This is a genomic window from Clostridium sp. AN503 (assembly GCF_040719375.1).
GTDB lineage: Bacteria > Bacillota > Clostridia > Lachnospirales > Lachnospiraceae > Brotaphodocola.
In genome coordinates this window covers 2,680,434-2,706,320 of sequence record NZ_JBFDTP010000002.1, presented here as the reverse complement: position 1 = coordinate 2,706,320, position 25,887 = coordinate 2,680,434, and the positions used below count along the sequence as shown (strand labels likewise).

General features: G+C 53.5%; 21 protein-coding genes and 1 pseudogene. 20 read left to right on the top strand and 2 right to left on the bottom strand.

What is annotated here, in order from left to right:
* The first annotated feature begins 35 nt into the window (after positions 1 to 35).
* The 10 genes and pseudogenes from cobT (at position 36) to AB1I67_RS19845 (ending at position 12,449) form a co-directional block, all read left to right on the top strand.
* Complete coding sequence (gene cobT, locus AB1I67_RS19890) at positions 36 to 1,121, top strand: nicotinate-nucleotide--dimethylbenzimidazole phosphoribosyltransferase (protein WP_367031906.1); 1,086 nt, start codon at positions 36 to 38, stop codon at positions 1,119 to 1,121.
* 10 nt (positions 1,122 to 1,131) lie between these two features.
* Positions 1,132 to 1,904 (top strand): annotated as a pseudogene (gene cobM, locus AB1I67_RS19885) (precorrin-4 C(11)-methyltransferase).
* Positions 1,905 to 1,906: 2 nt separating this feature from the next.
* Positions 1,907 to 3,427: a cobyric acid synthase gene (locus AB1I67_RS19880; RefSeq protein WP_367031905.1), complete on the top strand. Its 1,521-nt coding sequence runs from the start codon at positions 1,907 to 1,909 to the stop codon at positions 3,425 to 3,427.
* A complete protein-coding gene (locus tag AB1I67_RS19875) occupies positions 3,424 to 4,062 on the top strand; it encodes a precorrin-8X methylmutase (protein WP_367031904.1) in 639 nt (212 codons plus the stop codon). The genes AB1I67_RS19880 and AB1I67_RS19875 overlap by 4 nt, the downstream gene beginning before the upstream one ends.
* A 93-nt stretch (positions 4,063 to 4,155) precedes the next feature.
* A complete protein-coding gene (locus tag AB1I67_RS19870) occupies positions 4,156 to 6,435 on the top strand; it encodes a bifunctional (p)ppGpp synthetase/guanosine-3',5'-bis(diphosphate) 3'-pyrophosphohydrolase (protein ID WP_367031903.1) in 2,280 nt (759 codons plus the stop codon).
* A gap of 21 nt (positions 6,436 to 6,456) precedes the next feature.
* Complete coding sequence (locus AB1I67_RS19865; RefSeq protein ID WP_367031902.1) at positions 6,457 to 7,104, top strand: MBL fold metallo-hydrolase; 648 nt, start codon at positions 6,457 to 6,459, stop codon at positions 7,102 to 7,104.
* A gap of 14 nt (positions 7,105 to 7,118) precedes the next feature.
* A complete protein-coding gene (gene hemZ / locus AB1I67_RS19860; protein WP_367031900.1) occupies positions 7,119 to 8,603 on the top strand; it encodes a coproporphyrinogen dehydrogenase HemZ in 1,485 nt (494 codons plus the stop codon).
* 91 nt (positions 8,604 to 8,694) lie between these two features.
* A complete protein-coding gene (hisS, locus tag AB1I67_RS19855) occupies positions 8,695 to 9,957 on the top strand; it encodes a histidine--tRNA ligase (protein WP_367031898.1) in 1,263 nt (420 codons plus the stop codon).
* Between the two features lie 56 nt (positions 9,958 to 10,013).
* Entirely contained in the window at positions 10,014 to 11,807 is a 1,794-nt protein-coding gene (gene aspS / locus AB1I67_RS19850) for an aspartate--tRNA ligase (RefSeq protein ID WP_367031897.1), read from the top strand.
* Between the two features lie 165 nt (positions 11,808 to 11,972).
* Positions 11,973 to 12,449 carry an NUDIX domain-containing protein gene (locus tag AB1I67_RS19845; RefSeq protein WP_367031895.1) on the top strand — a complete coding sequence of 159 codons (477 nt, stop codon included), beginning with the start codon at positions 11,973 to 11,975 and terminating at the stop codon, positions 12,447 to 12,449.
* A 62-nt stretch (positions 12,450 to 12,511) separates the two neighbouring features.
* Here AB1I67_RS19845 and AB1I67_RS19840 read toward each other — a convergent pair whose 3' ends face one another.
* Both AB1I67_RS19840 and AB1I67_RS19835 read right to left on the bottom strand, forming a co-directional pair.
* Complete coding sequence (locus AB1I67_RS19840) at positions 12,512 to 13,927, bottom strand: WG repeat-containing protein (RefSeq protein WP_367031893.1); 1,416 nt, start codon at positions 13,925 to 13,927, stop codon at positions 12,512 to 12,514.
* Between the two features lie 260 nt (positions 13,928 to 14,187).
* Positions 14,188 to 14,919, bottom strand: a complete 732-nt coding sequence (locus AB1I67_RS19835; protein WP_367031891.1) for a hypothetical protein — start codon at positions 14,917 to 14,919, stop codon at positions 14,188 to 14,190.
* Between the two features lie 251 nt (positions 14,920 to 15,170).
* Between AB1I67_RS19835 and AB1I67_RS19830 the strand changes: the two genes are divergently transcribed.
* The 10 genes from AB1I67_RS19830 to AB1I67_RS19785 all read left to right on the top strand — a co-directional run bounded on the left by AB1I67_RS19830 (position 15,171) and on the right by AB1I67_RS19785 (position 25,784).
* Positions 15,171 to 15,848 (top strand): response regulator transcription factor, encoded by a 678-nt coding sequence (locus AB1I67_RS19830; RefSeq protein WP_367031889.1) that lies wholly within the window; start codon positions 15,171 to 15,173, stop codon positions 15,846 to 15,848.
* Positions 15,845 to 17,578: an ATP-binding protein gene (locus AB1I67_RS19825; protein ID WP_367031888.1), complete on the top strand. Its 1,734-nt coding sequence runs from the start codon at positions 15,845 to 15,847 to the stop codon at positions 17,576 to 17,578. The genes AB1I67_RS19830 and AB1I67_RS19825 overlap by 4 nt, the downstream gene beginning before the upstream one ends.
* 412 nt (positions 17,579 to 17,990) lie before the next feature.
* Complete coding sequence (gene trpE / locus AB1I67_RS19820; RefSeq protein ID WP_367031886.1) at positions 17,991 to 19,460, top strand: anthranilate synthase component I; 1,470 nt, start codon at positions 17,991 to 17,993, stop codon at positions 19,458 to 19,460.
* Positions 19,457 to 20,041: an aminodeoxychorismate/anthranilate synthase component II gene (locus AB1I67_RS19815; protein WP_367031885.1), complete on the top strand. Its 585-nt coding sequence runs from the start codon at positions 19,457 to 19,459 to the stop codon at positions 20,039 to 20,041. Before trpE ends, AB1I67_RS19815 begins: the two co-directional genes overlap by 4 nt.
* 14 nt (positions 20,042 to 20,055) lie before the next feature.
* Complete coding sequence (gene trpD / locus AB1I67_RS19810) at positions 20,056 to 21,087, top strand: anthranilate phosphoribosyltransferase (protein ID WP_367031884.1); 1,032 nt, start codon at positions 20,056 to 20,058, stop codon at positions 21,085 to 21,087.
* Between the two features lie 95 nt (positions 21,088 to 21,182).
* Positions 21,183 to 21,884 carry an indole-3-glycerol phosphate synthase TrpC gene (gene trpC, locus AB1I67_RS19805; protein WP_367031882.1) on the top strand — a complete coding sequence of 234 codons (702 nt, stop codon included), beginning with the start codon at positions 21,183 to 21,185 and terminating at the stop codon, positions 21,882 to 21,884.
* Positions 21,881 to 22,492, top strand: coding sequence for a phosphoribosylanthranilate isomerase (locus AB1I67_RS19800; protein ID WP_367031881.1), 612 nt, complete (start codon positions 21,881 to 21,883; stop codon positions 22,490 to 22,492). Before trpC ends, AB1I67_RS19800 begins: the two co-directional genes overlap by 4 nt.
* Positions 22,485 to 23,669 (top strand): tryptophan synthase subunit beta, encoded by a 1,185-nt coding sequence (gene trpB, locus AB1I67_RS19795; protein WP_367031880.1) that lies wholly within the window; start codon positions 22,485 to 22,487, stop codon positions 23,667 to 23,669. The genes AB1I67_RS19800 and trpB overlap by 8 nt, the downstream gene beginning before the upstream one ends.
* Positions 23,670 to 23,718: 49 nt before the next feature.
* Complete coding sequence (trpA, locus tag AB1I67_RS19790; RefSeq protein ID WP_367031879.1) at positions 23,719 to 24,498, top strand: tryptophan synthase subunit alpha; 780 nt, start codon at positions 23,719 to 23,721, stop codon at positions 24,496 to 24,498.
* A gap of 185 nt (positions 24,499 to 24,683) precedes the next feature.
* Positions 24,684 to 25,784 (top strand): hypothetical protein, encoded by a 1,101-nt coding sequence (locus AB1I67_RS19785; protein WP_367031877.1) that lies wholly within the window; start codon positions 24,684 to 24,686, stop codon positions 25,782 to 25,784.
* The last annotated feature ends 103 nt before the right edge of the window (positions 25,785 to 25,887 follow it).

Below are 25,887 nucleotides of genomic sequence, written 5' to 3'. Positions count from 1 at the left end.
AAACAGAATCTGAAAGTAAGGGGGTATAAGACCGGATGGAAGAATATTTGCGGCAGCAGTTAAGCTGCCTCTGCAGGAGTGTAAGACCGGCTGATGCAGATTCTATGGCAGCAGCCAAATGTCATTGGGACAGGATCGCGAAACCGCTTGAGGGACTGGGGCATTTTGAGGATATGCTGATAAAGGTTGCCGGAATCCAGCGCACGGAGGATGTGAAGCTGGAGCGGAAAGCGGTGGTGGTGTTTTGTGCGGACAACGGCGTGGTAGCGGAGGGAGTCACCCAGACAGACAGCAGTGTGACAGCGGTGGTGACGGAGAATTTTGCCAAAGGCATCGCCAGTGTCAACCGCATGGCGGCTGTGGCGGGAGCGGATGTGATCCCTGTGGATATGGGGGTGGCGGGCGAGATCCGGGAGCCGGGAGTGAGGAACTTAAAGATCGCCTCCGGCACCGCCAATCTGCGCAGGGAAGCGGCTATGAGTGAGGAGCAGGCTTTAGAGGCCATTCATGCGGGGATCGCCCTTGCAGGAGAGCTTAAGGATTCCGGGTATCAGCTCCTGGCTCTCGGCGAGATGGGGATCGGGAATACGACCACCAGCAGCGCCGTTGCAAGCGTACTGCTGAATACTGCTGTGGAGTCAGTGACCGGGCGGGGAGCAGGGCTTTCCGGAGAGGGGCTAAAACGGAAGATCCAGGTGATCGAAGAAGCAATAGCCCTGCATCAGCCGTCGCCGGACGAGCCGCTTAAGGTCCTGTCCTGTCTTGGCGGTTTTGATATTGCGGGGATGACGGGGCTTTTACTGGGCGGAGCCGTCTACGGGATCCCGGTGGTGCTGGACGGGATGATATCCGCTGTGGCGGCGTTGCTGGCGCAGGCATTCTGCCCGCGGGTGACGGATTATATTCTGCCGTCCCACCTTGGCAAGGAGCCGGCCTGTGCGCTGGTGATGGAAAAACTGGGGCTGGAGCCGGTGATCCATGGACAGCTGGCGCTGGGAGAAGGGACCGGGGCGGTGATGCTGTTCCCGCTTTTGGATATGGCATATGAGGTGTATCAGGAGAACAGTACGTTTGCAGATATCCAGATTGAGGCGTATGAGCATTTTGAGGAAGACAGGTGAGGTATAAGCAATGGTACATTTTATAGGAGCCGGGTCCGGCGATCCGGAGCTGATCACGGTGAAAGGGAAACGTCTGATCGGGGAAGCGGATGTGATCATCTATGCAGGGTCCCTGGTCAATCCGGCGGTCCTGGACTGGGCAAAAAAAGATGCGGAGATATATAACAGCGCTGTGATGACATTGCCGGAAGTGATCGGGGTGATGCAGGACGGTGAGAGCGCCGGGAAACAGGTGGTGCGGGTCCACACGGGGGACCCTTCTATCTACGGTGCGCACCGGGAGCAGATGGTGGAGCTGGACAAACTGGGGATCAGTTATGATGTGGTCCCGGGGGTCAGCTCATTCCTTGCGGCGGCGGCCAGCCTGAAGCGGGAGTATACTCTTCCCGGCGTCAGCCAGACGGTGATCCTGTGCCGGATGGAGGGAAGGACTCCGGTGCCTGAGCGGGAACGGGTGGAAGCACTGGCTGCCCACGGGGCCACGATGATCATATTTTTAAGCGCCGGACGGATCGAAGAACTGGCCGGAAGGCTGAGGCGGGAGGTTATCCCGCCCAAACACCGGCGGCTGTGGTCTACAAAGCTTCCTGGCCTGATGAGCGGATCGTGCGGGGGACCTTAAGCGACATTGCGGAAAAGACGAAAGCCGCGGGCATCACGAAGACGGCCCTGGTGACCGTGGGCGGCTTCCTGGGGGATGATTTTGAACTTTCGAGGTTATATGATGAGAATTTCAGCCACGAGTTCAGGGCAGCGAAGCAGGCGATTGCATACGGAGAATAAAAATGGCAAAGAAAATCATGATTCAGGGCACCATGTCAAATTCGGGGAAAAGCTTTCTGGCGGCGGCATTGTGCCGGATCTTTCATCAGGATGGTTATAGGGTGGCCCCGTTTAAGTCCCAGAATATGGCGCTGAACTCTTATATCACGGCGGACGGCCTGGAGATCGGGCGGGCGCAGGCCATGCAGGCGGAGGCCGCGGGCATCGCCCCCACAGTGGCGATGAATCCGATCCTTTTAAAACCCACCAGTCATATGGGCAGCCAGGTCATTGTAAACGGCGAGGTCTATGGCAATTTAAAGGCCATGGATTACTACCGGCGCAAACCGGAATTCATCCCGGTGATCCGGGAGGCGTTTGCAAAGCTGGAGGAGCAGTATGACATCATTGTACTGGAGGGGGCGGGAAGCCCGGCGGAGATCAATCTGAGGGACAATGATATTGTCAATATGGGCATGGCGGAGCTGGTGGATGCGCCGGTGCTGCTGGTAGGGGATATAGACCGGGGAGGCGTATTTGCATCTCTTTACGGAACGGTCGCCCTTTTGGAGCCGGCGGAGCGGGCGAGGATCAAGGGGCTTATTATCAACAAATTCCGCGGTGATGTGAAGATCCTGGAGCCGGGGCTTCAGATGATCGAAGAGCTGGTACATATTCCGGTGGTGGGGGTGATCCCCATGGAGGACATCGATCTGGATGATGAGGACAGCCTTGCAGAGCGGCTGGATGCGGTGGGGCGTCAGGGTCCGGAGCTTGACATTGCGGTGATCCATCTTCCCCATATTTCCAACTTTACGGATTTCAATATCCTGCAGCAGACGCCGGGAGTGTCCCTGCGCTATGTGCGGAGGGCGGCGCAGCTCGGAAGACCGGATCTTATGATCCTTCCAGGGACGAAAAATACTATGGCAGATCTGGCCTGGCTGCGGGAAAGCGGGATGGAGGCGGCCCTTTTGCGTCTGGTCGAAGGAGACGGCGTTCCGGTCATCGGTATCTGCGGGGGGTATCAGATGCTGGGTACCAGCCTGTATGACCCGGACGGTGTGGAGGGAGCTGCCGGCATGAGCATGCGGGGGCTGGGGCTGCTGCCGGCAGAAACAGTGTTTACCCCTCAGAAAACACGCACGCAGATAAGCGGCGCCGTCCTGGCGGCGGAAGGATGGTGCGGACTTTGCCGGGGCATGGATATAACTGGATATGAGATCCATATGGGTGTGACCAGAGCCACAGAGGATGCAGCGCCTGCAATCCGGCTGGCAGATGGACGGATGGATGGCCTGATGCGGCAAGACGGCAGGGTGTTCGGCAGTTATCTGCACGGATTGTTCGACAATGAACCATTGACCCGGGAGCTTTTAAACTATCTGGCTGATAAAAAGGGGATTTGTCTGGAGATCCAGACGGAAAGCCGCTCCGATTATAAGGAGCGGCAGTACGACAAACTGGCTGACCTGGTGCGCCGTTCGCTGGATATGGACAGGATCTATGAAATTTTAGAATGCAAAGAGGATGGACAGATATGATTGAGAACATGGACTGGGTGAAACCGGAAGAGATCGAAGCGAGGAGCATGGAGATCATCGAAAGCGAGATGCCCCGGGGAACCTGGGAGCCGGGAGAGCTGGCGGTGGTGAAGCGCTGCATCCATACATCGGCGGATTTTGATTATGCAGAGAACCTGTATTTTTCGGACGGGGCTGTAAAGCATGCACTGGAGCTGTTATCCGGTGGGAGTGGATTTACGATCATTACCGATACCAATATGGCGGCTGCCGGGATCAATAAGCGGGCGCTGGATAAACTGGGCGGCACGGTGCGCTGTTTTATGGCGGAGCCGGACGTGGCGGCGGAGGCAAAAAAACGGGGCGTGACCCGTGCGATCGTCAGTATGGAGCGGGCCGCAGGGCTTCCTGGCCCGGTGATCTTCGCCATCGGCAATGCCCCGACCGCGCTGATCCGTCTGTATGAGCTGGTGGAGTCCGGCACTGTGAAGCCGGAGCTTATCATCGGCGTGCCTGTGGGATTTGTGAATGTGGTGGAGTCCAAGGAGCTGATTTGCCGGACAGAGGTCCCCTGTATCGTAGCCAGGGGAAGAAAAGGCGGCAGCGATATTGCTGCCGCGATCTGTAATGCGCTTTTGTATCTGGTGAATATTTGAGGAATATTTGAGGAATTCTGATACCGCTTGCAATTTCCGACAAAAATAATTATAATGTTTAAATAACTATGCTCAGAAAAGGTGGCTTTTTCTATGGCGAATGGAGAGACGGACAAGAAAGTGGATATCGAGCTGGAGAACCCTGCAGATTTTACCAGCCCGGAAGAATTATATCAGGATTTGATCCGAAGTATTCGGAAATACCATCCATCGGACGATATTTCCATGATTGAAAAAGCATATACGATCGCAAATGAAGCGCATAAGGAACAGAAGCGCAAGTCGGGTGAACCTTATATCATTCACCCTCTTTGTGTTGCTATTATCCTGGCGGATTTAGAGCTTGATAAAGAGACGATCGTGGCGGGTATCCTGCACGACGTGGTGGAAGACACCATCATGACCCTGGATGAGGTGGAGAAGGTGTTTGGTTCCGAGGTAGCCCTTTTAGTGGACGGCGTCACCAAGCTGACACAGCTCTCCTGGTCCATGGATAAGGTGGAGATCCAGGCTGAGAATCTGCGCAAGATGTTCCTGGCTATGGCAAAGGATATCCGTGTGATCCTGATCAAGCTGGCGGACCGTCTGCACAACATGCGGACCCTCCAGTATATGAAGCCGGAGAAGCAGAAGGAAAAGGCACGGGAGACCATGGACATCTATGCGCCCATTGCCCACCGTCTTGGTATTTCCAAGATCAAGGTAGAGCTGGACGATTTGTCGTTAAAATATTTAGAGCCGGATGTGTACTATGACCTGGCGGAGAAGATCTCCCTGCGCAAGGATGCGAGAGAGGCGTTTGTCCAGGGGATCGTGGAAGAGGTCTCCCAGCATATGCGTGAGGCGGGCATTGACGCCAAGGTAGACGGGCGCGTCAAGCATTTCTTCAGTATTTATAAGAAGATGGTGAACCAGGACAAGACCCTGGATCAGATCTATGACTTGTTTGCAGTCCGGATCATCGTGGAGACGGTCAAGGACTGTTATGCGGCACTGGGCGTCATCCATGAACTGTACAAACCGATTCCCGGACGGTTCAAGGATTATATTGCCATGCCCAAGCCCAATATGTACCAGTCCCTGCACACGACGCTGATCGGCAGCACCGGACAGCCCTTTGAGATCCAGATCCGGACCTTTGATATGCACCGGACGGCAGAGTACGGTATTGCCGCACACTGGAAGTACAAGGAGAGCGGAAGCGGCAAGATAGCGGCGGGCGACGAGGAGGCGAAGCTAAGCTGGCTGCGCCAGATCCTGGAGTGGCAGCGGGATACGGACGACTCCAAAGAGTTTTTAAGCATGGTCAAGGGCGATCTGGACCTGTTTTCCGACAATGTGTACTGCTTCACGCCCACAGGGGACGTAAAGACCCTGCCCAGCGGTTCCACGCCCATCGATTTTGCCTACGCGATCCACAGTGCCGTCGGCAACAAGATGGTAGGCGCCCGGGTGAACGGCAAGCTGGTGAATATCGACTATGTGATCCAGAACGGGGACCGGATCGATATCATCACGTCCCAGAATTCCAAGGGCCCCAGCCGGGACTGGCTGTCCTTAGTTAAGAGCACTCAGGCAAAGAACAAGATCAACCAGTGGTTCAAGACAGAGCTTAAGGAGGACAATATCCTCCGCGGCAAGGAGCTGATCGACCGCTACTGCAAGGCAAAAGGCATCAACTATCCGGATATCAACAAACCGGAATTCCAGGAAAAGGTTATGGCGCGCTATGCGTTCAAGGACTGGGATTCGGTGCTTGCGTCCATCGGGCACGGGGGCCTCAAGGAGGGCCAGGTCATCAACAAGATGGTCGAGGAGCGTGCCAAAAAGCAGAAGAAGGAAGTCACTGACAAGAATATCTTGGACGGCATCGAGGAGATGACCAACAAGGTCCCGGTGTCCAAAAAGTCCAAGAGCGGCATTATGGTTAAGGGGATCGACGATGTGGCGGTCCGGTTCTCCCGCTGCTGCAGCCCGGTGCCGGGGGACGAGATCGTGGGATTCGTCACCAGAGGCCGCGGCGTGTCCATACACCGGACGGACTGCGTCAACATCATAAACCTGCCGGAGGACGAGCGGGTGCGTCTGATCGATGCGGAGTGGCAGCAGCCGGAGACGGGGGAGAGCAAGGAGCGCTATTCCACCGAGATCCAGATCTATGCAAACAACCGGATCGGCATGTTCGTGGATATTTCCAAGGTATTTACGGAGCGCCAGATCGACATCACATCCATGAATGTGCGCACCAGCAAGCAGGGGAAGGCTACGATCATCATGACTTTTGATATTCATGGCATTGATGAACTGAACCGGCTGACTGACAAATTAAGACAGATAGAAGGCGTATTAGATATTGAAAGGACGGCAGGATAGCGCCTGGGAGGTTAGGAAGAGATGAGTGATTTAAGGATTTACACCTGTGTGCTGGGGGACGTCAGCACCAACTGCTATATCATTTACCGGGAAAATACCAAGAAAGCAGTGCTCGTGGACCCGGCGGACAATGGGGCATATCTGCTCAACAAGCTTAGGGAGCTTCAGGTCGTGCCGGAGGCTATTCTTCTGACCCATGGTCATTTTGACCATATCCTGGCGGTGGATGACATCCGCCGGGCATTCCGCTGTCCGGTGTACGCCCATATGGACGAGGAGCGGATCCTGAAGGATTCCTCGCTGAACCTCTCCGGAACCCTGGGCACGGAACAGATGGGGCTGATCGCGGACTACCTGCTGCGGGACAATGAAGTGATGCATCTGCTGGACTGTGACTGGCAGGTCATTGCAACGCCGGGCCATACAGTTGGTTCTGTCTGCTATTATGTAGAATCCGAGGAGGTGCTGTTTTCCGGAGACACTCTGTTTGCAGAGTCTTTAGGACGGACAGATCTCCCTACGGGCAATGTTTCTGATATCATCCGCTCTATCACCAGGCGGTTGTTCGTGCTGCCTGAGGATACCATGGTATATCCGGGGCACGGGGAACAGACCACTATCGGACATGAAAAACAATACAATCCGGTTGTGCCGTATTTAAACCGGTAGTCAGGACGCAGAATATGACAGGAATTATATTAAATGACAATGCCTACGAGCAGGATATCCGCGAGCTTTTAATGGCGTTTTTTCCAGGGGAGACATTTACCCATGAAGTGGGAGAGGATCTGGATTTCTGCGTGAGGGGCGTGCTGAGCGAGGACCGCAGGTTTTTTACGATCCAGGCGATCTCACGGGGACCGCAGGAATTCCATCCATGGAAGGCGACTCCGGAGGAACGGAAAGAGCTGGAGATATTTGACGAGCCGATCCCGGTGGATTACGAGGACCGGTTTGCTACGAAGAACAAGTTAAAGCGCAGGCTGTATGTGATCCTCAAATCACTGACCGGGAAACATCTGCCATGGGGTACCCTGACTGGCATCCGTCCAACGAAGATCGCCATGACAAAGCTGGAGGAAGGGAAAAGTGAGCAGGAGATCTTTGATTATATGAAGAAGACCTACTTCACCAGCGATGAAAAGATCAACTTAAGTATCGAGATCGCCATGCGGGAGCGGAAACTTCTGTCGGCTATAGACTATAAGAACGGTTACAGCCTTTATGTGGGGATTCCATTCTGCCCGACCACCTGTCTGTACTGCTCCTTCACCTCCTATCCTATTGGGAGGTGGCAGGGCCGCACACAGCTCTATCTGGATGCGCTGTACCGGGAGATGGATTATGTGGCGGAGAAGAAAAGGGGCTGTACACTGGACACGGTGTATTTTGGAGGCGGGACGCCGACCTCTCTTTCTGCGGAGGATCTGGACCGGCTTATCACCAAATTGAAAGCGGCCTTTGATTTTTCAGCTGTACAGGAATTTACCGTGGAGGCGGGAAGGCCGGACAGCATCACCAGGGAAAAGCTTGAGGTGCTGAAAAAACACGGCGTCACCCGTATTTCCATCAATCCCCAGACCATGAAGGAGGAGACCTTAAAGCTCATCGGACGCCGCCATACGGTGGAGGATGTGAGGGAGAAGTTCCATCTGGCAAGAGAGGCCGGTTTTGACAATATCAATATGGATCTGATCATAGGGCTGCCGGAGGAGGATATCTCGGATGTGCATGCGACGATGGAGGCCGTGAAGGAGCTGGCGCCGGACAGCGTGACGGTCCATTCCCTGGCGATCAAGCGGGCCGCCAGGCTCAATACCATGAAGGAAGTCTATAAGGATCTAAAGATCACCAATACCCAGGAGATGATCGACTTAACGGCCCGGTACGCCCGGGAGATGGGTCTGGAGCCGTACTATCTCTACCGCCAGAAGAATATGGCGGGCAATTTTGAGAATGTGGGCTACGCGGCGCCTGGCAAGGCCTGTATCTACAATGTCCTGATCATGGAGGAGCAGCAGACCATCATCGGATGTGGCGCGGGAACCACAACCAAACGGCTGTTCCCGGAGGAGAACCGGATCGAGCGGGCGGAGAATGTGAAGGATGTGGAGCAGTATATCGCACGGGTCGATGAGATGATCGAGAGGAAAGAGCGGCTTTTGTAGATGCAGAAGCCGCTTGCATTTTATTTGTGACAATAGTATAATCGTAAAGCAAAAGCAATTAAAAGCAAGAACAGAAAATGGAGAGTGGGACATGGCACTGAAAAAGAAGCCGGTGACCGGCATGAGAGATATCCTGCCTGCGGAGATGCAGATCCGGGGCTTTGTGACAAACCAGATCAAGGAGACCTACCAGAGCTTTGGTTTTACCCAGATCGAGACTCCCTGTGTGGAGCACATTGAGAATCTGACCAGCAAGCAGGGCGGGGACAATGAAAAGCTGATCTTCAAGATCTTAAAACGCGGCGAGAAGCTGAACCTGGAGACGGCGGAGACAGAGCAGGATCTGACTGACAGCGGACTGCGCTATGACCTGACCCTGCCTCTTTCACGATATTATTCTAATAATGCGGCGCAGCTTCCGGCGCCTTTTAAAGCACTGCAGATGGGCAGCGTATGGCGTGCGGACCGTCCGCAGAAGGGGCGTTTCCGCCAGTTCACCCAGTGTGATATCGATATTCTGGGAGATGCGACCTCTTTAGCGGAGATCGAACTGATCCTGGCTACCACCACGGCCCTTGGGAAGATCTGTCCCGATAACAGCTTCGTAGTTCGCATCAACGACCGCGAGATCTTAAAGGGGATGGCGCTTTACTGTGGATTCCCGGAGGATCAGCTGGATCAGGTGTTCATCACGTTGGACAAGATGGACAAGATCGGCGCGGACGGCGTGGAGCGGGAGCTTTTAGAACTGGGATTTGCAGAAGACAGCGTGAAGAAGTATGCCGGCCTGCTTGGCAGCGTGACGCCGGATGCGGCGGGCGTGCGCAGCCTGGGGGATACCCTGGCAGACGTGCTGCCGAAGGATGTGACGGACAACCTGGCACACATTATGGATACGGTGACAGAGGTTTCCGAGACGGAGTTTACCCTGCAGTTCGATCCCACTCTCGTGCGGGGGATGTCCTATTACACCGGCACGATCTTTGAGGTCTCCATGGAAGGCTTCGGCGGTTCCGTGGCAGGCGGCGGGCGCTACGACAAGATGATCGGCAAGTTCACAGGAGTGGATACTCCGGCCTGCGGATTTTCCATCGGATTTGAGCGGATCGTCACGATCCTGATGGACCAGGGCGCCAGCGTGCAGAATGCGGCTTTAAAGAAAGCCTATCTGGTGGAGAAGGGCATGGGCGCGGCGCGCTTTGCCGAGATCATGAAACAGGCCATGTCCGAGCGGAAAGCTGGAACCCAGGTGCTGGTGTCCCAGATGAACAAGAACAAGAAGTTCCAGAAGGAACAGCTGAACAAAGAAGGCTACGAGGAATTCGTGGAGTTTTACAAAGAAGCGCTGAAGTAGTTTAAGGAATGGAAAACTGCGGCCCAGGCCGCATACAAGCATAAGGAGATAAAATCATGGCAGAGTCAATGCTGGGACTGAAACGGTCCCATCGGTGTACGGAACTTGGTACAGCCAATATCGGTCAGGAAGTGACGGTTATGGGCTGGGTACAGAAAAGCAGGAACAAGGGCGGAATCATTTTCGTGGATTTAAGGGACCGTTCCGGGATCCTGCAGCTGATCTTTGAGCAGAGCGACTGCGGCGCGGAGAGCTTTGCAAAGGCGGAGAAGCTGAGAAGTGAATTCGTTATTGCGGTGACCGGCAGAGTGGAGGCCCGCTCCGGCGCGGTCAATGAAAACCTGGCTACGGGCGCGATCGAGGTGCGTGCGAACTCCCTGCGCGTCCTGTCTGAGTCTGAGACCCCGCCGTTCCCGATCGAGGAGAATTCCAAGACCAAGGAAGAGCTGCGTCTGAAATACCGTTTCCTGGATCTTAGAAGACCGGATATCCAGAGGAACTTAATGCTGAGAAGTAATATCGCGATCCTGACCAGACAGTTTCTGGCGGAGGAAGGTTTTTTGGAGATCGAGACGCCTACCCTGATCAAAAGTACGCCGGAGGGTGCAAGAGACTATCTGGTGCCGAGCCGTGTGCATCCGGGTTCCTTCTATGCACTGCCCCAGTCACCGCAGCTGTTTAAGCAGCTCCTTATGTGTTCTGGTTATGACCGCTATTTCCAGCTGGCAAGATGTTACCGGGATGAGGATCTGCGTGCAGACCGTCAGCCGGAATTCACCCAGATCGACATGGAGCTTTCCTTTGTGGATGTGGAGGATGTGCTGGACGTAAACGAGCGTCTTCTGTACAAGCTGTTTAAGGAACTGTTGAATGTTGAGATCCCGCAGCCGATCCCGAGGATGACCTGGCAGGAGGCCATGGACCGTTTTGGCTCCGACAAGCCGGACCTGCGTTTTGGGATGGAACTGAAAAATGTATCCGATGTGGTAAAGGACTGTGAGTTCGTTGTATTCAAGGGCGCGCTGGAGAACGGCGGAAGCGTCCGGGGAATCAACGCCGAGGGCCAGGGCGGCATGCCACGCAAGAAGATCGACGCGCTGGTGGAGTTTGCCAAAGGTTTCGGAGCCAAAGGGCTGGCTTATGTTGCGATCCAGGAGGATGGCACCTACAAGTCTTCCTTTGCCAAATTCATGACCGAGGAGCAGATGGCTGCCCTGATGGCTGCTATGGACGGCAAGCCGGGCGACCTGCTTTTATTTGCGGCAGACAAGAATGAAGTGGTATGGGATGTGCTGGGCAATCTGCGTCTGGAGCTTGCCAGACAGCAGGACCTGCTTAAGAAGGATGAATTCAAATTCCTCTGGGTAACGGAGTTCCCGTTACTTGAGTATTCGGAGGAGCAGGGGCGCTTCGTGGCGAAGCACCATCCATTCACCATGCCGATGGACGAGGACTGGCATCTGATCGACAGTGATCCGGGCGCAGTCCGCGCGAAGGCGTATGATATCGTGCTTAACGGCACCGAGCTGGGCGGCGGTTCTGTGAGGATCCACCAGAGTGACATCCAGTCCAAGATGTTTGAGGTGCTGGGCTTTACGCCGGAGAAGGCGCAGGAGCAGTTCGGTTTCCTTCTTGAGGCGTTCAAGTACGGTGTTCCGCCGCACGCAGGCCTGGCCTATGGCCTGGACCGTGTGGCAATGCTCATGGGCGGCTGTGACAGCATCCGCGAAGTGATCGCATTCCCGAAGGTGAAGGATGCATCCTGTCTGATGACAGAGGCTCCGACTCCGGTGGACGAAAAGCAGCTTCTGGAGCTGGGCATTGAGGTGAGCGCCCAGGACGAGGCTTAGAAAGAATAAAAGTTTTATATTTAGACGAATCAAGGTGGCGTCCGTCATGGCAGCATGGCGGAAGCTGCCTTTTTGCAGACAGGGCTGCATTGTGGCGTGGTGCCATAGAAGGGGTGCTGGTGGTCCTGAAGGAAATCTTTGGAGTTTGAGAGACGAAGGAGGCTTATGGATATTTCGTTTAAAACAGAAGAAGGCATTTTTAATTACCGGGTTTGTGCCGTGATCGTGCATGAGGGGAAGATCCTGGCGATGCATGACGAGCGCTCCCCATACTATTATCTTCCCGGCGGACGCGTGGAGCTGCACGAGACAGCAGAAAACGCCGTGCTTCGTGAGGTCAGGGAGGAGTTAGAGATTGAAGCTGAGATCCTGCGCCCCCTGTGGCTGAACCAGGGATTTTTCGTGGAGGATGTGAATCACAGGAAGTATCATGAGATCTGCCTTTATTTTTTGGTGGATATATCCGGGACGGATCTTTTGTCCAGGGGAGAGAAATTCGTTCTGTACGAGGGGAAACATACCCACGAATTTGAATGGCTGGAGCTTGGCCGCTTAGAATCAGAGTATTTCTATCCGGTATTTTTGAAAAAGAAGATATTTGAACTGCCGGAGCATTTAGAAATCTTGACGGAATATGAGTGAACAGGAAAACGGGCGCCTCAATCAGCGCCCGTTTGCTGTATGTCTGGCGGAGCGGGTTATAGTTATGGGATCTGTATGGTTTCCAGGATCCGGTCGTTCTCATCAGAGGCCAGAAAATCAACTGTCTTGTCATTTCTCACCGGAGAAAACCGTCTTGTGCCGCAGAACCAGTCTTCATATGGATTTTCCGGTTCCTGGTTGGCGAACTGCTCCGAGGCCGCTACTGCAAAGGAGCCATGGATATCGATGATCCCCCACTGCCCGCCCACGGCATCGAACATGGGAACTGTCCCGGAATCCTCTGTAAAAGGGACCAGGCTGGCGTTTGTCAATACAGATGCATAACCGTTGGAGAAATCACTGACATAACCGTACTGACAGGGGATCGCAAGATCACCTTTTTGATCCATAAAGCCCATGAGTCCGGTTTCCATATCCCTCACTGCCATCAGCCCATCTTCGTAGAAATGTCCGTTTTCCATGGTGCGGTATCCTTCGATCACCCGGACGGGCTGAAAGTCTTTATCATAAAAGGAGACGGTATACTCCCGCTTATTTTCATTCAGGCGGCTGCCCGCGATCATATAACCGTCAGGTACGGCATCCATTGTCCCAAAAGAACTGTCTTTCAGGCTCAAAACCGGATGGTATAAGTCATGGCTTTTTGAAATATGGGTAATGCCGTCGTATTCGTAGATCAGATAATCTCCTGCGGAGCCGTTTAGATTGTCCCAGCGGCGCACCTCCAGCCTGCGTCCGTTGTCCAGACAAACAAAGCTCCGTTTCTGTGTGTTGTAATCCGTAGTTTCGTGACCGTGGTCATCAAGTACCGGATCGCCTGCGGTGAGGACGCTGGCCCAGTGATAGAAGCCGTCAGAGAGGTCCCTGACTTTTTCATGGATTGTCCCATCCTCCGGGGAGACCTGGCCAAAATTCAGCCCATCTGTATCCGGGATCCAGTAAAGCTCCTCCTGGCCGTATCTCATGACAAGATAAATAGTTTCATGATCTGTAACCGTTTTTAAATACAGATCTTTTTCATAATCTCCCGTATCCTGAAACGGAGTGATGGATACATGGATGCCTTCACCGTCTTTTTCACACTGTCCGGAGCCGCCGGTCCCAATTCCGATAAAATATGAGAAGGCGCCATCCTCGCTGATCTCTATGGATGCGCCATAGGCGCCCAGTCCGGAGCCGAACATCTCCATGAGAGAGGCGTGGTTTTGCAGGTTCTGCTCTGTTTTTGCTGCGTCCAGGCGCCAGGTTCCTGCATAATCCTCCGGGATGGACCAGATTTCTTCATTTTGCGAGACAGCTGCCTTTGTTGTCTCGCTGACAGGTTCGGAAACCGGGATTACTACCGACGGATATTCGGTAGAAGACACGGTTCCCTGGGTTGTTTTGCTTACATTACAGGCAGATATCAATATGCTAAAGATTACGATAGACAGTAAAATCATCCATATTTTTTTCATGACGGTTCCCTTCTGTCCGGTAAGCTTAATGGAAGTATGCGCTGCCGACCGGAATGACAGATAATTTTAAAATATTATATCACGACGCGGTGGGATCAAACCATGGGTTTTGTCTTAAGATTTCTTACAGAATATTCAATCATACTTTTTCAGCGCACTTTTTATTTTAGTTGCTTATATTTTTTTGAGTAATCATACATACAACAAATCATCATCTAAATATTTTCTGTGTTCAAAAATGTATAATTAACAATGGCCATCTAATAAATAAACCTATGTAACATATGGACTCCAAATAGCATAGCACCACCGGCAATCGTACAAATAAAAGTGGGCCGAATATTATCCATTATATAAAGCTCAAACATATAATGAATTAATATCCCAAAATAGATTAATAAAAGGATAGCCAAATAACTATATTTAAAGATGGCTTTTATGCTGTCAATAAACTGTTGTTTGGTAAAATCAAAATATAGAAATCGTCCCAGGACTAAGGCTGTATACCCGGTAAAGAGCTTATCAGCTCCCGCGATTGGTGATTTTTTCATGAGGAGAGCAAACATACCCATTACAGTTATACTGCTGAGGAGGCGTATGTCTGATGTGTTGTTTTGGTCCAGATAGTTTTGGTTAAACTTGCTGTCTAGCAGATTATTTGCAATAACAGATAACCCTATCACTATAAGCAGGATATATCCACTGCACTGATGCCAAAAATTATATTCGCCAAAAAGGTTATCACCTACCGTATAAATGAGATAGGCACTTGTACTGCATATATTAGATAGTATCATTGCACAAAAAATTTGTATTACTCTAACGGACTCCTCATATACACCTCCATTTTGAATTTCCCCAGTCGTTTGTTGCTTGTAATTGAAATAGCAGTTGCTCATACCATACAATATTGCGCAAATTACCAATATTGTAATTGTTGAAATAAAAAATAATGGAGATAGATACCTTATAGTAAGTGGATGTTTTTTCATTGGATTTTCCTTGCTATCAGTTATATTTTTGCTTTAAAATAGGTTTAAGTCCCATTAAATCTAAAATATCAAGTGAATTATACTATATCTGGAAAGAAATTGAAAGAAAGAATCGGCAGATTATGAATTCCCCGCCCCCAAACTGTGAAAACTCTGTGAAAACGTAGCGGACCCCGCAATTATTTGTTACAATATGGTTAATCAGAAACAAAACCGGAAAACAGATTGCAGAGAGGAGCAAAAAGCAGAGTATGGACAATTTAAAAGTGCTTATGGTGGACGATGAGGCGAGGATGCGGAAGCTGGTAAAGGACTTTTTGACCGTAAAGGGATTCCAGGTGATCGAGGCGGAGGACGGGGAACAGGCCGTCGATATTTTCTTTCAGCAGAAGGATATCGCCCTGATCATCCTGGATGTGATGATGCCCAGGATGGACGGCTGGGAGGTGTGTAAGACCATCCGCCAGTACTCCCAGGTGCCGATCATCATGCTGACGGCGCGGAGTGAAGAACGTGATGAGCTGCAGGGCTTCAAGCTGGGTGTGGATGAATATATCTCCAAACCCTTCAGCCCCAAGATCCTGGTGGCGAGGGTGGAGGCCATCCTGCGCAGGAGCAATGTGGCAGCGTCAGATGTTTCGGAGGTTGGCGGGATCTGTGTGGATAAAGCGGCCCACCAGGTGACCATAGACGGGGAACCGGTCGAGTTGAGCTACAAGGAATTTGAGCTTCTCACGTATTTTATGGAGAACCAGGGGATCGCCCTTTCCAGGGAGAAGATATTGAATCATGTGTGGAATTATGATTATTTCGGGGATGCCAGGACCATAGACACCCATGTGAAAAAGCTGAGAAGCAAGATGGGAGAAAAGGGCAATTACATCAAGACCATCTGGGGCATGGGCTATAAATTCGAGGTGGATGAATGAAATACGGAAACTTAAGAGAACGGGTCAAGGCCCGTAAGTTCCTGCGCCACTCTATCCGCCACCGGATCATGCTGATCTTTGTGGGTCTGATGGCTGCGATGCTCCTGACCATCTGGGCGATCAACAACTGGTGGCTGGAAGGATTCTATGTGAATCAGAAGCTGAAGGTCATGGAACAGGCCTATGCCGATATTAACGCGGTGGTCATGGAAAAAGTGGAATCCGGAGAGAGTATCGGAGATACGATCACCAGAGAGGTGGCGGAGGAATGGGAGCTGTGGGGGCGTCTTCCAAAGGACACGGGAGAGGCGAGGCAGCAGGAACGGCCTGCCGATGAGAACACAGGAAAAACTAAAGATACCGAAAAGGAAGAACCATATTCTGCCGGGGGCGACGGGACCCTTTTGGGGACCATCCGCGCCTATGGGGACCAGAACAATATCACCACGGTCCTCATTGACAGCAATACAGGAAAGGCTCTTTTAAGCTCCGGCCGGGAGAGTGATTTTCTTGCGCAGAAGGTGCAGCGCTATGTGCTGGGCAAGGGCGGGAATCACGCAAAAACCTTAAAGGAACACGACAATTATGTGGTGGAGACCAATATGGATTTCCGCAGCAATTCCAGTTACATGGAGAGCTGGGGATTTTTCTCGGACAACAGCACGCTGTTTATCATGTCCATGCCCCTTGCCAGCATCCGGGAGAGCGTGGTGCTGTCCAACCGGTTCATGACCTATGTGGGACTGGTGGCGCTGGCGCTTGGAAGCGTTCTCATGTATTTTGTCACCAGGCGGGTGACGAACCCGCTGATGCGCCTGGCAGCCCTTTCCGAACGGATGTCCAACCTGGATTTTGAAGCCAGCTATGAAGGAGACGCGGAGGATGAGATCGGCGTCCTTGGACACAGTATGAATACCCTGTCGGACAAGTTAAAACAGACGATTGGGCAGCTTCAGAAGGCCAACAGGCAGCTGCAGCACGACATCGAGGAGAAGATCCAGATCGATGAGATGCGGAAAGAGTTTATCGCCAATGTGTCCCACGAACTGAAAACTCCCATTGCGCTGATCCAGGGATATGCGGAGGGGCTTAATGAAGGCATGTGCGAGGACGCGGAGAGCCGCAGCTACTACTGCGAGGTCATTATGGATGAAGCGGGGAAAATGAACAAGATGGTGAAGCAGCTTCTGACCCTGACGGCCCTGGAATTTGGAAATGACACGCCAATGATGGAGACCTTTGATCTGGCGGAGCTGATCGATGATCTTTTAGAATCTGCGCGCATCCTGACGGAGCAGAACCAGGCGCGGGTGGAGGTAGAGACAGAACGTCCCCTTTATGTGGTGGGAGATGAGTTCAAGATTGAGGAGGTATTGACCAATTACCTGACCAACGCCATGAATCATTTAGATGGAGAACGGATCATCCGCATCCGCACGGAGCAGGCGGAGGATCAGGTCAGGGTCTGTGTGTTCAACTCCGGAAGCCCGATCCCGGAGGAGGATCTGCCGAATCTGTGGACCAAGTTCTTTAAGGTGGACAAAGCCCGGACCCGCGCATATGGGGGCAGCGGCATCGGACTCTCGATCGTCAAGGCCATTATGGACGCCCATCACCAGAGTTGTGGCGTGGCGAACCGGGAGGATGGCGTGGAATTCTGGTTCACTTTGAAAAAAGGGATTGACAAATCGGAAATAAGTGGTTACAATAAAACAAATTTGATAATGTAACAGCAATTTAAACCGATGAAGCGGAGATAAAAACAAATCGTGCACTTACAGAGAGACGGGAGGCTGAGAACCGTCAGAACGCAGCTTGTTAAATGGACCGCGGAGGGCGCAGTCAAAGGCCGGATGTTCCGGCTGAGTATTCTGTGACGTGTGGGCATACGTCAGTTGCCGGGAATATGATGGTATTCCGTAAAGAGCACGGAAGCCGGAGTTTGTTTTTTGATGCTTCCGGCGCGTGAATCAAGGTGGCACCGCGGGTGACACGGTATGTGATGGATTGACATATCGTCCCGTCCTTGACAGACTTACTATGATTAGAGGTCTGTCTTGGACGGGACTTTTTTGTTGGTTTTTTACCCCATCCTGTCTACAGGCAGAGCACCCTATCCACTCAAAAAGGAGGATCAGCAGCATGATGACATTAGAGCAGGCGAAGATACTTGCAGCGGAGGGCGGTTATGGACGCATCCCGCTGAGCCGGGAGATTTACTCCGATATCCGGACCCCCATGGAAGTCCTCCGGATACTCAAACAGGTGAGCAGGCACTGTTACCTGCTGGAGAGTGTGGAGGAATCCAAACGATGGGGCCGGTACACCTTCCTGGGGTTTGACCCGGTGCTGGAGCTGACCTGCACGGACGGAAACCTGCGTATAAAAGGCGGGACGGTCGTGGAACAGAAGGCAGATCATCCCGGGGATGCCATACGAAAGATCCTGGCAGAAAATAAAAGCCCCAGGCTTGACGGGCTGCCTGCCTTCACCGGAGGCCTGGTCGGATATTTCTCTTATGATTACCTAAAGTACGCGGAGCCGTCCATAAAGCTGGGCGATGCGGATGAGGACTCCTTTCAGGATGTGGATTTAATGCTGTTTGACAAGGTGATCGCCTTTGATAACTTCCGGCAGAAGATCATCCTGATCGTCAATATGAAAACCGACGCCCCAGAGGAAGAGTATCACAGGGCGGAACTGGAACTGGATAAACTGGTCCATTTGATCCGGCACGGGACCCCGGCGCCGGAGAAGCCGCTGAAGCTGTTAAGTGATTTCCGGCCCATGTTTTCGGAGGAAGAATACTGCAGGATGGTGGAGAAAGGAAAGCATTATATCCAGGAGGGAGATATTTTCCAGGTGGTGCTTTCCAATGGGCTGGAAGCGGATATGGAGGGGAGCCTTTTAGACGCCTACCGGGTCCTGCGGACCACCAATCCCTCCCCTTATATGTTTTATTTTTCCAGTGACGATATCGAGCTGGCCGGAGCGTCTCCGGAAACCCTGGTGAAGCTGGAGGACGGCAGACTCTTTACCTACCCTCTTGCAGGCACCAGGCCGAGGGGGGCGACGGATGAGGAGGATGAATGCCTGGAGCGGGAGCTTCTGGCGGACGAGAAGGAGCGGGCCGAGCACAATATGCTGGTGGACTTAGGAAGAAATGACATCGGGAAGATCAGCCGGATCGGCAGTGTGCAGGTGGAAAAATACATGGCAGTGGAGCGGTATTCCCATGTGATGCATATCGGTTCTACCGTGAGCGGGACCATCCGTCCCGAGTGTGACGGGCTGGATGCCATCGATGCGGTCCTTCCGGCGGGAACCCTGTCGGGAGCGCCCAAGATCCGGGCCTGCGAGATCATCCAGGAACTGGAGGGCGGCCGCAGGGGGATCTACGGAGGAGCAGTCGGATATCTGGACTTTTCCGGGAACCTGGACGTGTGCATCGCGATCCGGATCGCCTATGCGAAGAACGGGAAAGTGTACGCCCGCTCCGGAGCAGGTATCGTGGCGGACAGCGTGGCAGAGACAGAACATCAGGAGTGCTTAAACAAGGCAAAGGCGGTGGTGCTTGCCGTGAAGACCGCGCAGGAGGGGATGGAGCGATGATCGTACTGATTGATAATTATGACAGTTTTTCTTACAACTTATATCAGCTTGCGGGGAGCATCCGGCCGGATGTGAGAGTCATCCGCAATGACAAGATCACCGTGGAGGAGCTTCAGGCCTTAAAGCCGGAGGCGGTGATCCTCTCTCCGGGACCCGGAAGGCCCGAGGATGCGGGAATCTGCATTGAGACGGTCCGGCAGCTGGGTGGCAGTATCCCCATCTTCGGGGTGTGCCTGGGACACCAGTCCATCTGTAAAGCCTACGGCGCAGAGGTATCCTATGCAAAGAAGCTGATGCACGGAAAAGTCTCAGAGATCGAGACGGACCCGGAGAGCCTGCTGTTTCAGGGGATGGAGAATCCGATCTTAGTGGGCAGATATCATTCCCTTGCCGCAGTGCTGGAGACGATGCCGAAGGAACTGAAGGTCACTGCCAAAACTGCTGACGGGGAGATCATGGCAGTGGAGCATGAAAGCTTCCCGGTGTATGGAGTCCAGTTCCACCCGGAATCCATACTGACACCGGACGGCAAAACGATCCTGGAAAATTTCTTCCGGGCGGCAGACTATAAAAGAAAGTAAAAAGGAGAGCAGAAATGATCAAGGAAGCGATTTTAAAGGTATTCAGAAAAGAGGATCTATCATATAAAGAGGCGGAGCAGGTGATGGATGAGATTATGGAGGGGAAGGCAACCTCGGTCCAGATGAGTTCCTACTTAACGGCGCTCAGCATGAAGGGTGAGACGGTGGATGAGATCACCGCGTCTGCGGCGGGGATGCGTTCCCACTGCGTGAGGCTGCTCCATGATATGGATGTGCTGGAGATCGTGGGGACCGGCGGCGACGGAGCCAATTCCTTCAATATTTCCACCACGTCCGCGCTGGTGATCGCGGCGGCAGGAGTTCCGGTAGCGAAGCATGGGAACCGCGCCGCTTCCAGCCGGTCGGGAGCGGCAGATGTGTTGGAGGCTCTGGGTGTGAACATTTCCGTATCCCCGGAGGCAAGCACAAAGCTTCTGGAGAAGATCGGCATCTGCTTTTTATTCGCCCAGAACTATCATATTGCGATGAAATATGTGGCTCCGGTGCGAAAAGAGCTTGGCATCCGGACCATCTTCAATATCCTTGGGCCGCTGGCAAACCCGGCGGGGGCCAATATGGAGCTGATGGGCGTCTACGATGGAGCTCTTGTGGAGCCGCTGGCCCGGGTGCTTGCAAACCTGGGGGTAAAGCGGGCCATGGTGGTGTATGGGACCGACGGCCTGGATGAGATATCCATGAGTGCGCCGACCAAAGTGTGCGAGGTGAAGGACGGTGATTTTATTTCTTATGAGATCACTCCGGAGCAGTTTGGATTTACCCGCTGCAATAAGGAGGACCTGGCAGGCGGGACTCCGGAGGAAAATGCCCAGATCACTCTCAGGATCTTAAATGGGGAAAAGGGGCCGAAGCGGGACGCGGTGCTGATGAACGCAGGAGCCGCCATCTATCTGGCAGGGAAAGCCACCTGCATCCGGGAAGGCATTGAGCAGGCGAGACGGATCCTGGACAGCGGCGAGGCCAGGGAGCAGCTTGAAAAGTTTGCAGAGTATTCCAATCAGGCGGCAGACGGCAGGGAAAGCGCATAAGGAGAATAGGCCATGATCTTAAACGAACTTGCAGACGCAGCCAGAGATCGGGTGCGGATAGAAAAAAGAAGATCTCTCCGGAGACCATGCGCCGGATGGCGGAAGACATCGCAGCGGAAACCGGTTATCCTTTTGAGAAAGCCTTAAGGAGGCCGGGCTTGTCCTTCATCTGTGAGGTGAAGAAGGCGTCTCCCTCCAAAGGGGTCATCGCAGCGGATTTCCCTTACCTGGAGATCGCACGGGAGTACGAGCAGGCGGGAGCGTCAGCCATATCGGTGCTGACGGAGCCGACCCGTTTCCTGGGGCAGGACCGGTATCTGGAGGAGATCGCGGCGCAGGTACGGATTCCGGTACTGCGGAAGGATTTTACAGTGGACGGATATATGATAGACCAGGCAAGGGTGCTTGGGGCCTCGGCGGTGCTTCTGATCTGCGCGATTTTGGAGGATCGGGAACTGGAAGAATATCTGGCCCGGGCAGAGTCCCTTGGTCTGTCGGCATTGGTGGAGGCCCACGATGAACTTGAGGTCGGCCGGGCACTGAAGGCGGGCGCGCGCATCCTGGGCGTCAACAACCGGGATTTAAGGACCTTTCAGGTGGATGTGGACAATTCCGTGCGGCTGAGAGACCTGGTGCCGTCCGATGTGGTATTTGTCTCGGAGAGCGGGATCCGCGGATCTGAGGACACGAAGAAGCTCTATGAAAATGGCACGGATGCGGTGCTGATCGGTGAGACGCTGATGCGCAGCGCAGATAAAAAAGCCGCGCTCGACAGTCTGCGTCAGAGGGCATTATGACGAGGATCAAGATCTGCGGCCTGACCCGGCAGGAGGATATCGCGGCGGTGAACCATTTTCTTCCGGACTATGTGGGATTTGTCTTTGCGCCCAGCAGGCGGCAGGTTACGGCTGCACAGGCGGCGGATCTAAGCCGGATGCTGCGGAAAGAGATCTGCCCGGTGGGCGTGTTTGTCAATGCGCCGGAGGACGATGTAGCAAGGCTGGCAGAGCAGGGGATCATCCGGATGATACAGCTTCATGGACAGGAAACACCGGAGCTTATCGAGCGCCTGCATGACCGTGTCCCGTCGGTTCCGGTCATCAGGGCGGTCCGCATGGAGCCAGGACACCGCCTGGATGAATGGCAGCAGAGCGCGGCGGATTATCTGCTCCTGGATGCGGGGGCGGGCGGGACCGGGACCATGTTTGACCACGGCCTGCTGGAAGATCTGGGAGGCCTTACAAAGCCCTGGTTTCTGGCAGGTGGAATGAATCCTGCCAACGCGGCAAAAGCCGTCCGGAGGTTTCATCCGTTTGGGATCGATGTGAGCAGCGGCGTGGAGACAGACGGCAAAAAGGATGAACGAAAAATAGAGAGCATGATAAGGAGTGTACGAGATGAGTAAAGGAAGATATGGAATCCATGGAGGGCAGTATATTTCCGAGACGCTGATGAATGAGCTGATCCGTCTGGAGGAGTCCTACGAGTTTTATAAAAACGACCCGGAGTTCAATGCGGAATTGGACCAGCTTTTAAAGGAATATGCTGGAAGACCGTCCCTTCTGTATTACGCGGAGAAGATGACGAAGGATTTAGGCGGCGCGAAGATCTATCTGAAACGGGAGGATTTAAATCACACCGGTTCCCACAAGATCAACAACGTGCTGGGCCAGGTGCTGATGGCAAAAAAGATGGGCAAGACCCGTGTCATCGCTGAGACCGGAGCGGGACAGCACGGCGTTGCGACGGCCACCGCGGCTGCGCTTTTGGGCATGGAATGTGAAGTGTTTATGGGGAAGGAGGATACGGACCGCCAGGCGCTCAATGTATACCGGATGGAGCTTTTAGGGGCGAAGGTACACGCGGTGACCAGCGGCACGCAGACCTTAAAGGACGCGGTCAACGAGACCATGCGGGAATGGACTAACCGGGTTTCCGATACCCATTATGTGCTTGGCTCCGTTATGGGACCGCACCCGTTCCCGATGATCGTGCGGGATTTCCAGAGTGTGATCAGCCGGGAGGCACGGGAACAGATCCTTGAAAAAGAGGGACGTCTTCCATCGGCAGTACTCGCCTGCGTGGGCGGAGGCAGCAACGCCATGGGGATGTTTTACAACTTTATAAAGGATGAGGGAGTGAAGCTGATCGGCTGTGAGGCGGCGGGCCGGGGTGTTGACACGGATAAACATGCGGCAACCATAGCAAAAGGCTCCATCGGGGTATTTCACGGCATGAAATCTTATTTCTGCCAGGATGAAAATGGACAGATCGCACCTGTTTATTCGATTTCCGCAGGGCTGGATTACCCGGGGATCGGTCCGGAACACGCCCATCTTCACGATATCGGGCGGGCATCCTATGTGCCTGTGACAGACGACGAGGCTGTGGATGCCTTTGAATACCTGGCGCGGACGGAGGGCATTATCTGCGCCATAGAGAGCGCCCATGCGGTCGCCCATGCAAGAAAGCTGGCGCCGTCCATGAAGGCGGACGAGAATATCATCATCTGCCTGTCCGGCAGAGGTGACAAGGACGTGGCGGCGATTGCAAGATACCGCGGGAAGGACATCCACGAGTGATGGAGCCGGGACGCAGTTGTGCAAAAAGAGACAGGAGAGGAGATAAATTATGAGCAGGATCAAACAGGCCTTTGCAGACGGCAAGGCGTTCATTGCTTTTTTGACGGCGGGCGATCCGCATGCGGAGGCGACGATCGAGTATATTTTGAAAATGGAGGAGGCCGGGGCGGATCTGATCGAGATTGGAATCCCGTTCTCGGACCCGACGGCGGAGGGCGTTGTGATCCAGGACGCCAATATCCGGGCGCTGAGTGCAGGGATGACGACGGACGGCGTATTCGAGATCGTGCGCCGGGTGCGGGAAAAGAGCCAGGTTCCATTAGTATTTCTGACTTACTTAAATCCGGTATTCCACTATGGATACGAGGCGTTTTTTTCCAGATGCCAGGAGCTTTCGGTGGACGGTATCATCATACCGGACCTGCCCTATGAGGAGAAGGCGGAGCTTTCGGGGATTGCGGCTTCTCACGATGTGGATGTGATCTCCATGATCGCGCCCACCTCTGAGCAGAGGATCCAGACGATCGCGAAGGATGCCACGGGATTTATCTATGTGGTATCGTCCATGGGCGTGACCGGCATGCGCGGCGCGATCACAACAGATCTGGGAAAGATCGTGGAAGCCATACGGAAGGTGAGCGATACGCCGGCAGCCATCGGGTTTGGGATCAATACGCCGCAGCAGGCCGCTCACATGGCGGAGCTGTCCGACGGGGCGATCGTGGGAAGCGCGATCGTGAAGATCATTGAGAAGTATGGGGCGGGAGCGGGTGACGCGCTGGGAGCCTATGTTCAGGAGATGAAGCAGGCGGTCGCCTCAGTAAACTGACCTGAGCTGATTTTCCCGCAGTCTGGACTTCTCAAAGACCCAGGTGCAAAATGTCAGTAAAATATGGAAACTTACGGTTCAGGGGTATGGATTTTACGGCAATGGTCTGCTATACTGATATTATATAAGGACTTTTTGTGGGCTGTGGTCAGCCGGTGGACGGCATCAGGTCAGGAGAGAAGCGTATGAGGTGTAGCAGCACGACGAATCCATATGGGAAAATATATGATATAGCGATTCCGTCTTATGGGACAGCGGGTAAAAACGTGAGTTCCAATCTGTTGAAGGAGACCGGAGGTTCCAGAAACTGTGATGTGGTGGATATCTCTGCAGACTGGGCAAAAGAGGCTCAGGATTTTCTGGAGCAGATGAAGCAGGAGTACCGGGGCGTCCATATTCGCATACAGGACCCGTCTGACCCGTTTTGCGGGAGTTCTGTGGCACAGATGGCGGAAGATCTGGGAAACGGGACATATCTGATCGTGAGCCGCGATTTTCTGGAACGGATGGGCAGCAGCAGAGAGGATTATCTGGCGTGCAGAAACGTTATGGAATCCATTCTGAGACAGCTTTTAAGGGACTCGGGAAAGAACCTGGCAAACGGAGCTGTGCTGGGTGAGCATACTGCGTCGTACTGGTCAGTCCCGGTCCCGGAAATACAGCCCCCGGCGTTTCCGTCTAAGTCAGTACAGTCAGCGCCGGATTATGGAATCCCGGATACCGGCTTGCAAAGTGATATCAAAATGAAAGCCGGTTCTTCAGCCTGTTCGTCGGCATTCAGTTATGCCAGGCTGGCTGGCGCGTTCACGAAGGGGCAGGTGAGGACCGTGATGGGAGAGGCCCACCGCAGCATCGCTTCTCTGCGCATGGTGATCGCCCTTGGAGATGACAGGGAAAAAGCGAAGGCGCGCGCCGCCGTCGGCTCCCTGCAAAAGCTTTTGGTGCGCGGCAGCAAAAAGCTTAAGAAGTTAGATGAGGAAACCCTGCTGAAGATCCGCAGGAACCGTGCGAAGAAACAGCGCCATATGAAAAAAGCCAGAAGGTTCAAACAGGAATTGCAGAAAAAGCGAAGCGTCCGTTACACCTTTGACAGCGCTTTGAGAACCGAGGGACTGCTCGATGAGGCCAACAGAAAATGGCAGTTTTATGATGATAAGGATCAGGAGACTGTGCCGTATGGTGCAGCCGGCATGGATATGATCCCCGGCGGAGGAATGGCAGCCGGCATGGGAGACGGGGCATTTACGGCAGCAGATGTGGCGGTATCGGAGCCGGTATCGTTCTAACCTGGCGGAATTTTTCCGGCAGCACAGGAAGCGGCCGGCCTTAAGCAATATTGCCATATGCGTTAAAAAATTAACACTTGTGTTTTGTGCAGATTATGCTATA

Bases quoted from the DNA above. Each gene is read 5' to 3' on its own strand.
- trpE (WP_367031886.1), top strand. From the start codon at position 17,991: ATGATGACATTAGAGCAGGCGAAGATACTTGCAGCGGAGGGCGGTTAT.
- AB1I67_RS19785 (WP_367031877.1), top strand. From the start codon at position 24,684: ATGAGGTGTAGCAGCACGACGAATCCATATGGGAAAATATATGATATA.
- trpD (WP_367031884.1), top strand. From the start codon at position 20,056: ATGATCAAGGAAGCGATTTTAAAGGTATTCAGAAAAGAGGATCTATCA.
- AB1I67_RS19835 (WP_367031891.1), bottom strand. From the start codon at position 14,919: ATGAAAAAACATCCACTTACTATAAGGTATCTATCTCCATTATTTTTT.
- AB1I67_RS19865 (WP_367031902.1), top strand. From the start codon at position 6,457: ATGAGTGATTTAAGGATTTACACCTGTGTGCTGGGGGACGTCAGCACC.
- AB1I67_RS19880 (WP_367031905.1), top strand. From the start codon at position 1,907: ATGGCAAAGAAAATCATGATTCAGGGCACCATGTCAAATTCGGGGAAA.
- hemZ (WP_367031900.1), top strand. From the start codon at position 7,119: ATGACAGGAATTATATTAAATGACAATGCCTACGAGCAGGATATCCGC.
- AB1I67_RS19830 (WP_367031889.1), top strand. From the start codon at position 15,171: ATGGACAATTTAAAAGTGCTTATGGTGGACGATGAGGCGAGGATGCGG.
- AB1I67_RS19875 (WP_367031904.1), top strand. From the start codon at position 3,424: ATGATTGAGAACATGGACTGGGTGAAACCGGAAGAGATCGAAGCGAGG.
- trpA (WP_367031879.1), top strand. From the start codon at position 23,719: ATGAGCAGGATCAAACAGGCCTTTGCAGACGGCAAGGCGTTCATTGCT.
- cobT (WP_367031906.1), top strand. From the start codon at position 36: ATGGAAGAATATTTGCGGCAGCAGTTAAGCTGCCTCTGCAGGAGTGTA.
- AB1I67_RS19845 (WP_367031895.1), top strand. From the start codon at position 11,973: ATGGATATTTCGTTTAAAACAGAAGAAGGCATTTTTAATTACCGGGTT.
- AB1I67_RS19800 (WP_367031881.1), top strand. From the start codon at position 21,881: ATGACGAGGATCAAGATCTGCGGCCTGACCCGGCAGGAGGATATCGCG.
- trpC (WP_367031882.1), top strand. From the start codon at position 21,183: ATGGCGGAAGACATCGCAGCGGAAACCGGTTATCCTTTTGAGAAAGCC.
- hisS (WP_367031898.1), top strand. From the start codon at position 8,695: ATGGCACTGAAAAAGAAGCCGGTGACCGGCATGAGAGATATCCTGCCT.
- AB1I67_RS19815 (WP_367031885.1), top strand. From the start codon at position 19,457: ATGATCGTACTGATTGATAATTATGACAGTTTTTCTTACAACTTATAT.
- AB1I67_RS19870 (WP_367031903.1), top strand. From the start codon at position 4,156: ATGGCGAATGGAGAGACGGACAAGAAAGTGGATATCGAGCTGGAGAAC.
- AB1I67_RS19825 (WP_367031888.1), top strand. From the start codon at position 15,845: ATGAAATACGGAAACTTAAGAGAACGGGTCAAGGCCCGTAAGTTCCTG.
- AB1I67_RS19840 (WP_367031893.1), bottom strand. From the start codon at position 13,927: ATGAAAAAAATATGGATGATTTTACTGTCTATCGTAATCTTTAGCATA.
- trpB (WP_367031880.1), top strand. From the start codon at position 22,485: ATGAGTAAAGGAAGATATGGAATCCATGGAGGGCAGTATATTTCCGAG.
- aspS (WP_367031897.1), top strand. From the start codon at position 10,014: ATGGCAGAGTCAATGCTGGGACTGAAACGGTCCCATCGGTGTACGGAA.